This is a genomic window from Embleya sp. NPDC059213 (assembly GCF_042754445.1).
In the GTDB taxonomy this organism is placed as follows: Bacteria; Actinomycetota; Actinomycetes; order Streptomycetales; family Streptomycetaceae; genus Embleya.
Window position 1 is genome coordinate 1 of the sequence record NZ_JBHZAV010000243.1, and the last position, 12,420, is coordinate 12,420.

At 72.8% G+C, this 12,420-nt stretch carries 15 protein-coding genes; 5 read left to right on the forward strand and 10 right to left on the reverse strand.

Going from position 1 to position 12,420, the window contains the following annotated elements; genetic code table 11:
- Positions 1-336: 336 nt before the first annotated feature.
- Both ACFXMF_RS43195 and ACFXMF_RS43200 read right to left on the reverse strand, forming a co-directional pair.
- Positions 337-903 (reverse strand): NADPH-dependent FMN reductase, encoded by a 567-nt coding sequence (locus ACFXMF_RS43195; protein WP_379992383.1) that lies wholly within the window; start codon positions 901-903, stop codon positions 337-339.
- 241 nt (positions 904-1,144) lie between these two features.
- Positions 1,145-2,341 carry a WS/DGAT domain-containing protein gene (locus tag ACFXMF_RS43200; RefSeq protein ID WP_379992381.1) on the reverse strand — a complete coding sequence of 399 codons (1,197 nt, stop codon included), beginning with the start codon at positions 2,339-2,341 and terminating at the stop codon, positions 1,145-1,147.
- 270 nt (positions 2,342-2,611) lie between these two features.
- Here ACFXMF_RS43200 and ACFXMF_RS43205 point away from each other — a divergent pair, with 270 nt between their 5' ends.
- The 3 genes from ACFXMF_RS43205 (at position 2,612) to ACFXMF_RS43215 (ending at position 4,979) form a co-directional block, all read left to right on the forward strand.
- Complete coding sequence (locus ACFXMF_RS43205) at positions 2,612-3,124, forward strand: SigE family RNA polymerase sigma factor (protein WP_379992379.1); 513 nt, start codon at positions 2,612-2,614, stop codon at positions 3,122-3,124.
- A gap of 80 nt (positions 3,125-3,204) precedes the next feature.
- A complete protein-coding gene (locus ACFXMF_RS43210; protein WP_379992378.1) occupies positions 3,205-4,089 on the forward strand; it encodes a hypothetical protein in 885 nt (294 codons plus the stop codon).
- Positions 4,086-4,979 (forward strand): DUF3152 domain-containing protein, encoded by an 894-nt coding sequence (locus ACFXMF_RS43215; RefSeq protein ID WP_379992377.1) that lies wholly within the window; start codon positions 4,086-4,088, stop codon positions 4,977-4,979. Before ACFXMF_RS43210 ends, ACFXMF_RS43215 begins: the two co-directional genes overlap by 4 nt.
- A 61-nt stretch (positions 4,980-5,040) precedes the next feature.
- On the opposite strand, the gene ACFXMF_RS43220 is transcribed toward ACFXMF_RS43215, so the two are convergent.
- Positions 5,041-5,628 carry a helix-turn-helix domain-containing protein gene (locus ACFXMF_RS43220; RefSeq protein WP_379992385.1) on the reverse strand — a complete coding sequence of 196 codons (588 nt, stop codon included), beginning with the start codon at positions 5,626-5,628 and terminating at the stop codon, positions 5,041-5,043.
- 82 nt (positions 5,629-5,710) lie between these two features.
- On the opposite strand from ACFXMF_RS43220, the gene ACFXMF_RS43225 reads away from it, so the two are divergent.
- Positions 5,711-6,421 (forward strand): AzlC family ABC transporter permease, encoded by a 711-nt coding sequence (locus ACFXMF_RS43225; RefSeq protein ID WP_360319509.1) that lies wholly within the window; start codon positions 5,711-5,713, stop codon positions 6,419-6,421.
- The gene (locus tag ACFXMF_RS43230; RefSeq protein WP_360319510.1) at positions 6,421-6,729 is read left to right on the forward strand and encodes an AzlD domain-containing protein; all 309 of its coding nucleotides are present in this window, start codon (positions 6,421-6,423) and stop codon (positions 6,727-6,729) included. The genes ACFXMF_RS43225 and ACFXMF_RS43230 overlap by 1 nt, the downstream gene beginning before the upstream one ends.
- Positions 6,730-6,864: 135 nt before the next feature.
- Here ACFXMF_RS43230 and ACFXMF_RS43235 read toward each other — a convergent pair whose 3' ends face one another.
- From ACFXMF_RS43235 to ACFXMF_RS43265, 7 genes are all read right to left on the reverse strand, one after another.
- Positions 6,865-7,050: a hypothetical protein gene (locus tag ACFXMF_RS43235; RefSeq protein WP_379992024.1), complete on the reverse strand. Its 186-nt coding sequence runs from the start codon at positions 7,048-7,050 to the stop codon at positions 6,865-6,867.
- A 76-nt stretch (positions 7,051-7,126) separates the two neighbouring features.
- Positions 7,127-7,918, reverse strand: coding sequence for a class I SAM-dependent methyltransferase (locus ACFXMF_RS43240; RefSeq protein ID WP_379992025.1), 792 nt, complete (start codon positions 7,916-7,918; stop codon positions 7,127-7,129).
- A gap of 109 nt (positions 7,919-8,027) precedes the next feature.
- On the reverse strand, positions 8,028-9,209 hold the full coding sequence (locus ACFXMF_RS43245) for a Dyp-type peroxidase (RefSeq protein WP_360319516.1): 1,182 nt from the start codon (positions 9,207-9,209) through the stop codon (positions 8,028-8,030).
- Positions 9,199-9,813, reverse strand: a complete 615-nt coding sequence (locus ACFXMF_RS43250) for a molybdopterin-dependent oxidoreductase (RefSeq protein WP_360319518.1) — start codon at positions 9,811-9,813, stop codon at positions 9,199-9,201. Before ACFXMF_RS43250 ends, ACFXMF_RS43245 begins: the two co-directional genes overlap by 11 nt.
- A gap of 171 nt (positions 9,814-9,984) precedes the next feature.
- Complete coding sequence (locus ACFXMF_RS43255) at positions 9,985-10,689, reverse strand: hypothetical protein (protein WP_379992026.1); 705 nt, start codon at positions 10,687-10,689, stop codon at positions 9,985-9,987.
- A 164-nt stretch (positions 10,690-10,853) separates the two neighbouring features.
- Positions 10,854-11,063, reverse strand: coding sequence for a cold-shock protein (locus ACFXMF_RS43260; protein WP_360319522.1), 210 nt, complete (start codon positions 11,061-11,063; stop codon positions 10,854-10,856).
- Between the two features lie 194 nt (positions 11,064-11,257).
- Positions 11,258-12,420 (reverse strand): nitric oxide synthase oxygenase (locus ACFXMF_RS43265; RefSeq protein WP_380021158.1); only part of this gene is annotated, 1,163 nt, incomplete at its 5' end.

The window sequence follows — 12,420 nt, forward strand, 5'->3', positions numbered from 1 at the left end:
GCCCCGTGACGGCGAAACCCCTCCCTCGCGCGCATCGGGGCCGCACCATGGCCCGACGGCGCTCCCCGCAGTCGGATCCCGGCGGCCCGGGTGGGTCGAACGGACCTCGGCGGTCGCCGCCGAGGCCGGGTCGGGTGGGTCGGTGATTGCTCGGTGGTCGCTCGGTCGTCGTCCCTCGCCGGTGGCCGCGCGCCCTCGCTGACCAAGTGTCCGCTGTGGGCCGAAGGTCACGCGACCGGTTTCTGCCGGTTTCCGGCCCGGCCCGGACCTCGGCGCACGGTTCGTTCCGCGTCTTGTTCCGCGGCTCGTCGCGCCGGGACCGGGCCCGGCGGTCGATCACTTGCCGTCGATCCGCTCCGCGAGTGCGACGAGCAACTCCCCGACCAGGTTGATGGTCATCCCGTCGATCAGGTTGCCGGCGTCGTCGAAGCGCTCGTGCGACCGGAAGGCGATCACCTCGGGCTTGCCGATCACATCGGTGTGCGTCCAGACGAACACCTGGCGCAAGGCCAGTTGCGCCCGCACCGATCCGAAGTTGGTGGGGGCCGCCCCCATGATGGCGGTCGGCTTGCGCAGCAGCGGCAGGCCCTCGGTTTTGGTCCAGTCGGTGCTCACCCAGTCGATCGCGTTCTTCAGCACACCGGGGATCGAGTAGTTGAACTCCGGTGTGGCGATGAGCAGACCGTCCGCCTCGGTGATCCGCCGGCGCAGGTCGGCGACGACGGCGGGACGATCGTCCGGATTGTCCTGATCCATGTCGTAGGGCGGTATCTCCCGCAATCCTTCGTATATCTCGATGTCCATGCCGCCCGGGGCGAACTTCTGCGCGGCGCGCAGCAGCAGGGTGTTGTGCGACTGGGCCCGCAGGCTGCCGGAAATGCCGAGGATCCTGACGTCACTCATCGCGGGTTCTCCTTCGCAGGGGTGGGTGTCCGGGCGGGCGCGCCTCGTCGAGGTCGCGGCGGAGCGACCGGCGACCCGATCGATCGGCGGCGTCGTGCCCGTTCCGGGTTACAGGAGAAACGTATGACCCGGATGGGGCCGACACCGATGTCCCGACATGCCACACAGGGGACCGATCGCGACACGCGTGCGTCGGTCCGTCGTTCCCGGTCGGCTCGGGCCCGGCGCGGAGCGACCCGGCTCAGCGTGCCGCGGCGGCGGCCAGGTTCTCGAACTCGACGCCGAGGGCCCGGGCCGGCCGGTCGGCCAGTTCGCGATGGGCACGGTCGGTGGTGACGCCGGCCGTGAAGGTGTCGCCGTGGCCGGTGAAGCCGAAGACCACGTTCTGCGCGCCCATCAGCGGTGGTGCCGCGACCAGTTCGACCGCCGGGCGGCCGAGCAGGACCAACGGGGTGCGCGGGCCGGGGATGTTGGTGCAACTGGTGTTCGCATAACCCGCGGACATGGTGATCAGGCCGGCGAGCCGGCTCGCGGGCAGCGGTGATCGGGCGGCGACCTCGATGGCGGTTCGGGCGATGGCGGCCTGCCCGATCGACTTGGCCCGCACGGTCTCGGCGTGGACCCGGGCCAACCGGGCCGGCGGATCCGACTCGTCGAGCGGCAGCGGGATCCGGAAGAAGGACACCACGTTGCCGATCCGGGACGCCTCGTCCGCCGTGCGCATGTTCACCGGGACCAGCGCGGCGACGCGGGGACGGGAGGGGGTCGCCCGGCCCGCCGGGACGGTGCGCAGTGCCCCGGCGACGGCTGCCAGGTAGACGTCGTTGACGGTCGGGCGCACGCTGCCCGGAGCCGCGTGCCGGGCGGCTCGTACCGGTGCCGCGGGCACCGTCACCCAGGCCGCGTGCCGCCCGGCGCCCGGGCGCCCGTTGAACGGCAGGCGTGTGTTCCGCCGCAACACCCCGGCGGCCGTGGCCAGTACACCGCGCACCGAGGCCGGGCGCGGCGGCACCCGGCGCACCGCACCGCCGGGCCACGCTGCCCCCGTTTCGGCGTCCCCGCCCATCAGCCGCTCCAGCAGCCGGATCACCGAGACTCCGTCGGCCACCGCGTGGTGCACCCGCAACAGCACGGCGAACCCGTCGACTTCGGGGCCGGACAGCAGGTACATCCGCCAGGTGTCCACCGTCGACCGCAGTGGTTCGCCGAGCAGTTCGTCGACCCGCTCGCGCAGCGCGTCCGGGCCGGGCGCGAGCGGCGCGGCGACCACCTGCCGCTCCGGGTCGAGCTCGTCGGCCACGACCCAGTGCGGACGCCCGCGTCGGTGTCCGGTCGGTGTCGGGCCCGCCCGCAGCCGCAGCCGCGGCACCGACTCCCAGCGCGACCGCACCAGTTCGCGCAGGTCGGCCGACCCCGGCGCGTGGCCCCGAAAGCGCACCAGTACGAAGGTCCAGGATCGCCGGGATGCCCGAACCACTCGTGCGCGACGAACGGCAGATCGCCGGGTGCCGGCAGGTGCGGAATCGGCGCGTCGGGTGGCACGTTCCGAACCTCCGGGGTGGGTTCGCGGCGAATCGTGCAGGTCCGGCCGGCCGTCGGTGCGGCGGGCCACCGGGTCGTTCCTGCCTGTGACGCAGACCACATGCATCCTTCCGGGTCGTCGGATGCGTATTGATCAGGGACGGAAGCGGCAGGAAGGGAGGACGGGATGGGCCCACAGGGCCGCGAGGGGTTCACCGAGTTCGCCCGGACCTCGGCGCACCGCCTCTGTCAGACGGCGTATCTGCTGTGCGGCGACTGGCATCTCGCCGAGGACCTCACCCAGATCGCGCTGGAGAAGCTGTACGTGGCCTGGCGTCGGATCGAACACACCGATCAACCACACGCGTACGCCAGGCGGGTGCTCCTGAACGCGTACCTGGACGGCAGACGCCGTCGCAGTTCCACCGAACTGCCCGGTATCGACGCGTCGGCGCTGGAGCGTCGACCCGACCCGTCGGCCGACCCGGATCTCCCGGACGTGCGGATGACGCTGATCGACGCACTGATGCGGCTGTCACCGCGCGATCGGGCGGTGGTGGTCCTGCGCTATTGGGAGGACCACAGCGTGGAGGCGGTCGCCGAGATGCTCGGCATGTCCGGCTCGGCGGTCAAGAGCGCCGGGCCGCGCGCACTGGCCCGATTGCGCGGCACGCTCGAGGTCAACCCGCTGGTGGGCTGAGTCGGCCGACGGGCGCGACCGCGCCCGGGGCCATCCATATGTATCGACATGCATTGATATGAACGAGAGAGGGGGTGACCATGGCACGTGACAAGGCAATCCCCGGCCCCGATGTCGGCCCCGACGGCGACATCGAAACCGACGCCGAGAGCGACCGCGACGTCGAACTCGAACAAGCCTTCCGACGTCGGCTCGACGACGAAATGGCCCACCACGGCAGCCGCCCGATGGCCGACGTGGTGGCCCGCGCGGCGTCCCGAGGGCGCCGGCGCGTCCTGGTCCGGGCCGGGAGCATCGTGGCGTCGGTGGTCGCGGTGGTGGCCGTGGGCGGGGCGGCCACGCTCGCCCTGCAACCCGGCGACACGGATCCCGAGCGGGCGGCGATCCCGGTGCCGACGGTGGCCCGACGCACCGTGCCGGCGGCGGACGGCGGGACCGAGGTCGCCCGGGCGGCGCTCGCGCGAGACCTCGGCACGGTGCTCTCCGGCCTGCTGCCGGCGGGCAACTGGTCGGCGGCGCGCACCGGATACGCCCCGGAGACGGGCATCTCGGCCGAGGTGACCCGGGACGACGGCCTCGGCCCGGTCGGGGTGGTGTCCGTGTCGTTGCGGCCCGGCGACCTGGCGGACTGTCGAGGCGCCCTGCGGACCGCGGGCGAGCGTACGGACGAATTCGGGCTCAAGCACAACATCAAGTGCCTGGCGCCGGAACGGGAGGGCCAGGCGGTGGCGACGGAGGGTGTACAGGGTCCGGACGGCATCTTCCGGGCCCAGGCGCTGTACATGTCGGTCGGTTCGGGCCTGCTGCGGGTGCTCTGGGCCAACGGACCGCTGGACGGGAAGTTCCCGCAGACCGGCAAGCCGAGACCGGCGCTGACCGACCAGCAGGGCGCGGAGATCGCCCGGAGCCCACGTTGGGAACCGGTCGCCCGGCGGCTCCCGGCGACCTTCGTGGGGACCGGGTGAGCGGGCGCGGCACGGGCCGTCGGGCCAAGCCGCGGGCCGGCGACACCCGAACCGGCGCCCACGCCCGTTCCGCCGGCCGTCCGCGCGCCGTGCGTCGCCTGCTGCTCGGGGTGGGCGTGGCGGCCGTCGCGTGCTGCCTCCTGGCGGTGGTGCCCAGGATCTCCGACGGCGGTGCCCCGACCGTCGACATCGGCGCGACGCCGCTGCCGAGTGCGCGACCGCCCGAGTCGATACCGCTGCCCGAGCAGCCGTCGGCCCAGCGGGACCTGCCGGTTCGGGCACCCGCGTCGCAGGACCCCGACACCCTGGCGGGTCTGCGCTTCCCGTTGGAGCCCACGCTCAAGCTCGGCGGGCGGTTCGTCACGGTGGCGGGCGGCGACACCGGGCCGGGGACCGGCAAGCACCTCGCCTATCGGGTGGAGATCGAGGAGGGCCTCGCGCTGGATGGCACGTTGTTCGCCGCGATGGTGCAGCAGACGCTCAACGATTCGCGCAGTTGGGCCCGGGACGGCCTGACCTTCGATCGCATCGACGACGCGGGCGCGTCCTTCGTGGTGCGGCTGTCCAGTCCCGGCACGCTGCACCGGATCTGCTCTCCCATCGTGGGCGACACCAGCGTGTCCAACGTGTCCTGCAACGCCAACGGAACGCCGTGGGTGATGATCAACGGCTGGCGCTGGGCCCAGGGTTCGACCGCGTACGGCGACGACATCCGCACCTATCGGCAGATGTTGATCAACCACGAGGTGGGCCATCGACTCGGCCGGCAGCACAGCACCCGATGCGGGCCGGGCGGCGTGGCGCCGGTGATGATGCAGCAGACCAAGAGCAGCCGGGCGGACAACGGCAAGGTGTGCGACGCGAATCCGTGGCCGTACCCGACCGGCTGACCGGCCGGCACGGGTCGGATTCCGGCCGGGTTCGATGCGTCGGACTCGGCCGGGTCCGGGGTCAGACGTGTTCGCTGACCAGGATCGCCGAGGTGTCCGGGGCCAGCGCCTCGAAGATGTGCGGGGCATCGCCGGGGTAGGTGATGTAGTCGCCGGGCGCGAGTTCGACCGGGTCCTCGATCGGGCCGACCAGGGCGCGGCCGGTGGCGAGCACCACGTGCTCGACGGTGCCGGGCGGGTGCGGCTCGGAGCTGCGTGGCTCGCCGGGCTGGGCGACGACGCGGTACAGGTCGCGGCGGGCGTGGGGCGGGCAGGTGGCGAGCAGCGTGGCGGCGTAGTCGGCCTGCTCCGAGTGGGCGACCGGACCGTCACCGGCGCGGATCACCCGGACGTTGGAGTGCGGCGGGTCCACCAGCCGGCTCAGCGGTACCCCGAGCGCGACGGCCAGGGCCCACAAGGTCTCCACGCTGGGATTGCCGAGGCCGGCTTCGAGCTGGGACAGCGTGGACTTGGCGATTCGGGCGCGTTTGGCCAGTTCGGTCAGCGACAACCTCGCGCGCTCGCGTTCGCGCCGGGCCGACACCGCGATCAGCGCGATCGGGCCGGTGGGTGGTGCGGGGGAGTCGGGTGCGGGCGTGGGTTCGGGCAGGACGGGACCGGCCAAGTGTTCGCTCCAGAAGTTGTTTCGTTCGGCTTGACGAACGACTGCCACTTCGTTCACTGTACCGGACATGCGTTCGTCATACCGAACACTCGATCGCGGCACCCTCCGCGACATCCTCCTGGTCTGCGTGGCCGACGCCGTGGTCGGTGCGTCCTTCGGCGCCATCGCCGTCACCGGCGGCCTCGATCCGTGGGTACCGATCGTCATGTCGGTGTTCGTGTTCGCCGGCGGCGCCCAGTTCGCCGCCGTCGGGGTGGTCCTCGCCGGTGGCAGCCCGGTGGCGGCCGTCCTGGCCGCACTGGTCCTCAACGCCCGGCTGGTGCCGTTCGGGTTCACCGTCGCGGACGTGCTCGACGACCGGCGCCGGCGGTGGACCCGACTGGCGGGCGCCCACCTGATCACCGACGAGACGGTGGCGTTCGCACTGCGGCACACCGACCCGGCGCGGCGTCGGGCGGTCTTCCGGCTGTGCGGGACGGCCCTGTTCGTCACCTGGAACCTGGCCGTCGCGGGCGGTGCGCTGGCCGGCACCGGCCTCGGCGACCCGACCGCGCTGGGCCTGGACGCGGCCTTCCCCGCCGTACTCCTGGCCCTCGTGCTCCCCACGCTCCGCGACCGCGCGACCCGCAACGCGGCACTGCTCGGCGCCGCCGTCACGCTCGCCGCAACCCCCTACCTGCCGGCCGGAGTGCCGGTACTCCTGGCCCTGCTCGGGCTGATCCCCCACCTGCTCCCACCCCGCCGACCCCCGCTCACCCCGCCCCGGGAGCCGTCCTGATGCCGCTGCTCGCCATCGCCTTCATCGCCGCAGGGACCTACGCCTTCCGCCTGGTCGGTCCCCTCTCCCGAGACCGCATCCACCTGCCCGAGCAGGCGCGGCGACTGCTCGGGATCGCCGCCGCCGTGCTCCTGGTCGCGCTGATCGGCGTCGGCACCCTCACCGAGGGCCACGACTTCGCCGGCTGGTCCAGGCCCGCGGGCGTACTCGCCGCCGCCGTCCTGGCGATTCGCCGCGCACCGTTCCCGGTGGTGGTGCTCACCGCGATCGCCACCACCGCGCTCCTGCGCCTGGCCGGCATGCCCTGACTACCGCCCCGCCGCCGGGAGGTCGGCCCGGCCTCGCGCCGCCGCGCCGCCGCGCCGCTGTGCGCGGGCGCGGCGGACCGGACCGGTGGCGGGAGCATGGTGGCCGGCGCCCGCCGCCGGTCCGGCCCGGCTCGGTCAGTGCGAGAGGCCGCTGACCAGCGAGTTCATCGTGCTTCCGAGGGCATCGGAGGTCTGGGAGCCCTGGCCCGCCGGGGCCTTGCGGTCCGAGGTGTTCAGCGCGATGTCCTGGCCGGTGCCGGCGTTGGCGACCGGTGCGGTGAGGGCGGCGGTGCCCGCGGTGAGCAGGAGGGCGGCCAGCATGCGTCGAGTGTGCGTCATGTCCCCTTCAACGGCGGGACCGCCACACCGGCTACGCCCTGTCACCCGGCCGGACCATTCACCCGGCCCCACCCGCTTCCCCGGCCGCCGGTGGCCGCGCCCGCCGCGCCTCGATCAGGAATCGGGTCGAGTGCGCGACGAACGGTCCGTCGCGCCGGATGAGTTCGTGCAGCTCGTGGAGCCGGTCCCGGTAGGCCGGCACGGTGAAGCCGGGCACCATCCAGATCACCTTGCGCAGGAAGTAGACGACCGCGCCGATGTCGAAGAACTCCATCCGCAATCGCTCCGGGCGCAGATCGACGATCTCCAGGCCGGCCGCCCGGGCGTCGGCGCTCTCGATGTCGGGGTGTCGGCTCTTGCGGGCCTCGGGCTGCGGTCCGAGGAAGTATTCGACCAGTTCGAACACCGAGGCGGGCCCGACGTGCTGCGCGAAGTAGGTGCCGCCGGGGCGGAGTACGCGGGCGATCTCGGCCCACCACACCGACGCGGGATGCCGGCTGGTGACCAGATCGAAGGCGGCGTCGGCGAACGGCAGCGGCGGCTCGTCCGGGTCGGCGACCACGACCGCGCCGAGCGGGTGCAGCAGCCGGGTCGCCTTGGCCACGTTCGGCGGCCAGGACTCGGTGGCGACCATCGTGGCCGGCAACTTCGGTGCGCCGGCCAGCACCTCGCCACCACCGGTCTGGATGTCCAGCGCGGCCGACACACCGGCCAGCCGTTCGCCCATCAGGCGCTGATAGCCCCACGAGGGGCGTGCCTCGGTGGCCCGCCCGGCCAGCCAGGAGAAGTCCCAGCCGTCCACGGAGGCCGCCTCGGCCTCGGCCAACAGATCTTCGAAGGTACGTGACATACCCGAATCGATACCGCGAAGCGGCAGCCGTGCCAAGCGCATATCCGACCGGCCCGTCGGCCCGGCCGAATGCGTCGCGACGCCGGGCGCACCCTTCCGGACGCCGGGCTCACCCCTCCAGCAGGGCCTGCCCGAGATACTCGCCCGGTAGACAACCTCCCGGCGCGACATACAGACCGGACGCCTCGTGGACGGTGTAGCGGGACAGCGCGTCGCCGCGCGCGAGCCGCTGTTGTACGGGTACGAACGCGCGGTGCGGGTCGCGTTGCCAGGCCAGGAAGAGCAGGCCCGCGTCCGGCGTGCCGTCGGCGCGCGGGCCGTCGTCGTAGGACCAGCCCCGGCGCAACATCGTGGCCCCCGCGTTGAATCGGGGCGCGCCGAGCCGCACATGCGCGTTGGCCGCGATCGCCGGTGCACCGCCGGGGCCCGCGGCGTCGAAGTCGGCGGGCGTGTGCTCGGTGCCGCCGGTCAGCGGCGCGCCGTCGGACAACCGGCGGCCGATCACCTGTTCGCGGTGCTCGCGCGGCAGCGTCTCCCAGTGATCCAGCAACATCCGGATCCGGCGCAGCACCAGGTACGACCCGCCCACCAGCCACGCGGGCGCGCCGGCCGCGGGCACGAGCACGTCCGCGACCGCGTCCGGGTTGGCCGTACCGTCGATCTGGCCCATCAGGTTGCGCCGGCTGTCCGGCGACGCGAAGCCGCGCATCCGCCACCGCTCGCGGGCCGCACCGGCGGCCGACCGGCGCAGCGCCCGCAGCGCCGCGGTGACCACGATCGGGTCGTCGGCGGCGAGTTGGAGCACGAGGTCGCCGTCGCCGTGCGCGGGGTCGAGCTCGTCGCCGGGAAAGGCCGGGATCGCGCGCAGTTCGGCCGGCGGGGGCGAGCCCACACCCGCGAACAGGCCCGCCCCGAAAGCGAAGGTGACGGTGAGCGCCGCCGGCCCCGCGCCGCGCAGGACGTCGGCGTCGATGCCCGCGCCGGTCGCCGCCCCGGCATCGAGCGGCGCGCCCCGGGTCAGCCGGGCCGTCGCATCGGTCCACCGACGCAGCAACTCCCGCACGCCCGCCCGGTCGACGGTGGGCCGCAGGTCGAACGAGGCCAGCACCGCGTAGGGCTGACGGCGGGTCAGGATGCCCGCCTGGGTCGGCCCGTGGAAGGGGATCACCGCGTCCGCGCCGGATGTTCGCGCCCGGCCCGGCACCGCCGCGCCGGCCGGCTCGCCGGCGACGAAGGCACCGGTGCCGGCCGCGAGCAGACCGCGCCGACTCAGCGGGTGCTCAACGGCCACTGTCGACCGGTTCGTCCACGCTGCCCACGTACAACGCGTTCAACTCGGAGACGTAGCGTCCGCCCCGGGTGTCCTGCGGCACCACCAGGTGCGGCCCGGCGGCGTCCTCGTACGGGACGCCGTCCTCGCTGACCGCGAGCAGGATTTGGCTCCGGGCGAAGCCGGGGTCGAGTTCGGCCCACGCGAACGCGGCCCGGTAGTTGCCGCCGCCGGTCGCCGCGACGAACAACCGCAGATTGCCGTTCTTGACGGCCGGGTCGACGGTCGGGCCGGTGGCGTTCAGCACGTCGTACAGCGGGACGCCCTCGTAGGTGTGCTTCTGGGCGCCCTTGGCACTGCCGTACTCCACGGTCGCGCTCACCCGAGGCAGCTTGCGCAGGTCGGCCAGGGTGAGCGTGCCGGGCCGGGCGACCTTGCCCCGGATCACCACCTCTCCGGGCTTGGCGGGCGCGAGGGGCGCGGCCGGGGCGGCGGCCGCGGGCGGCGGCGCGGTCGCGGATTTCCTCGCCGGGGCGGAATCGTTCTTCGAATCGCCGCACCCGGCGACGAGCACGGCCAGCACCGAGCCGGCGACGGCGATGCGGACGGATCGGTGTCTGGGCATGGCGAAGTCCCCCACGGCAGCGACTGGGTCGAGCTCGCAGGTGCGAGCGACAAGGCGCAACAATATGTTGAACTGCCAGGCAAAGGGAAGATATGCCTTGCAGATGCGACTATCGGAAGTCCGATCCGGGTCGCATCTGCGGCCCCTCGCGTGTGGTGTCTCGGAGCGTGCCTAGCCGACGAACTCGCGGTCTCCGTAGTGGATCGTGGCCTTGGACCAGTCGCCGCCCAGGGTGCCGACGAAGCGCTGGACCAGGGCCAGGTCCGCCCGGTCGGCGACCAGGATCAGCTTGCCGCCCCGGACGGTGACCGAGCCGCCGAACAGCCGGTCGCGCGCCTCGGGATCGGCGACCAGGCCGTCGTGCAGCCGCCGTACGTCCACGCCCGGCACCTCGACCTCGATCGCGTCCGCGCGCGGCGAGTCGACGCGCAGGTATTCGAAGGTCAGTACCGACTCCTGGGCGAAGCGCTTGCGCAGAATCTCTGCCACGTGGGCGAGTTGCGCGGCGTCGATGTCGTCGACGTCGAACTCGCGCGAGCGTTCATACGTGGTGTTCTGCAACTCGCCGGACCAGAACACACCGTCGAGCAGTGAGGACTTCTCCGGATCGGCGCCATGGGCGCGGATGATCGCGCGCACCTCGCAGGCGAACCCGGTCAATCGGGTGTTCAGTCGCGGGTCGTTCGGGTCGCTGATCACGGCGGTGTTGTTCGTCACGAAGATCTCCGCCTCCGGCAGGTGCCGGCGGGTGTGCCCGGGCGACGCGTCGGCCGCGCACGACGGACCGTGCGAGCCGGCGGCGACCGCGGTCTGGGCACCGCCGGCGCCGATGGTGATACCGAAGGCGAGAACGAGGGCGGCAGGCCAACGCTTCATCGAGGTTCCCCCTGAGGTCGGGTGCTGCGAACACCGGTGCTGCCGAACGGCAGTGGTGTGCGGGAAAACCTACAAAAAGGGACGGCGGCCGCACGAGCCGGGGCACCCGCCGGGACGTCGGTCCCGGGGGTGCCCCGGTCGTCATGCGAGCGGGTCGCGACGCGTCAGCCCGTGCTGACGGTGACGTTCTCCGCCTGCGGGCCCTTGGGGCCCTGGACGACGTCGAACTCGACCTTGTCGTTCTCCTCCAGTTGCCGGAAGCCCGTGCTCTGGATGGCCGAGAAGTGCACGAACACGTCCGGGCCCTTGTCGTCTTGTTCGATGAAGCCGTAGCCCTTGTCCGGGTTGAACCACTTCACCTTGCCTGTAGCCATCGTTCCATTCCTTCACCTGATGCCACGACGTGTCGTCGAGAACGCGCCGACCGGAGCCTTGTCGCGACTTCGGCCCCCGAGATTTCCCGGCCCGCCACCGGCGAAACACCCGCTCGGCCGGCGGCCGGGAGCGGGATTCGCGGTCCGGATCGAGGCGTCGACGGACCGGGCAGGGGTGGCCCGGTCCGCCGGATTCACTCGTTCGCCCCGCTCCCGGAACCGGCCCACGGACGGCGGCCCGCCGAGCGGTGGCCGGCGGCCTCGTCGAGCAGGTAGGCGGGGCTTTGCGTGCTCTCGTCGTGGTCGTCGTAGTAGCGGTGGTAGACCGGGGTCAGGCCGCCGGAGACGGGTGGCACGATCCAACTCCAGTCCGCGGGGCACGTGCGGCCCGCCTCCGTCTCGCGTTCGACGTGCCGAAGGAAGCGGTCGGATTCGGTGTGGTGGTCGGTGATGGTCGCGCCGGCCGCGTCGAAGGAGTGCAGCACGGCGCGGTTGAGTTCGATCGAGGCCCGGTCCCGCCACAACGTGCGCTCGCTGGAGGTGTCCAGGCCGAACAGCGCGGCGATCGCCGGGAGCATGTCGTAGCGGTCCGCGTCGACCAGGTTGCGGGCACCGATCTCGGTGCCCATGTACCAGCCGTTGAACGGCGCCGCGCTGTAGGAGACGCCGCCGATCTCCAGGCGCATGTTGGAAATCGCCGGGATCGCGTGCCAGCGCAGGCCCAGGGCGGCGAATCCGGGGTGTTCGGGGTGGGTGAGCGGGATTTCGCGGACCGCGTCCGGGGGCAGTGCGTACGAGCGCAGGCGACCGTCCGCGCCCTCGACGATCAGGGGCAACGGGTCGAAGTCGGTGCCCGCGCCGCGCCAACCGAGGGTGTGCGCGAGTTCGGTGATGCCCTGATTGCGCCCGTCGCCCACGAGCGCGCCGTCCGCCCGGCGGTAGCCGGCGTAGCGGATCAACTGCTCGTTCCAGATCCGCACTCTGGGCCCGGTGGGGGCGTCGGGCGCGAACACGGTGATCGTCGGCCGGATCCGGCCGCCGCGCCAGGTCTCCCGCAGGTGTCCCGCACACTGGGCGGCCACCTCCTCCGGTCGGCTCACGTGCCGGCGGTCCCGGACGACCAGGCTGTTCCAGTACAACCGGCCGATGCAGCGGGCCGAGTTGCGCCAGGCGACCCGGGCACCCCAGACGAGTTCGGCCGAGGTGTGGATGTAGGTGCCGGTGGTTCGGATCTGTTCGACGATCTCGCGTCGTCGGGTGTCCCGATCCACCGGCGACCCGGTCTCCCGGTGGAAGCGGTCCAGGAACGCCAGGGCCCGGGCCGGGTCCACGGCGGCCGGGACGCCGGGGTCGGGAA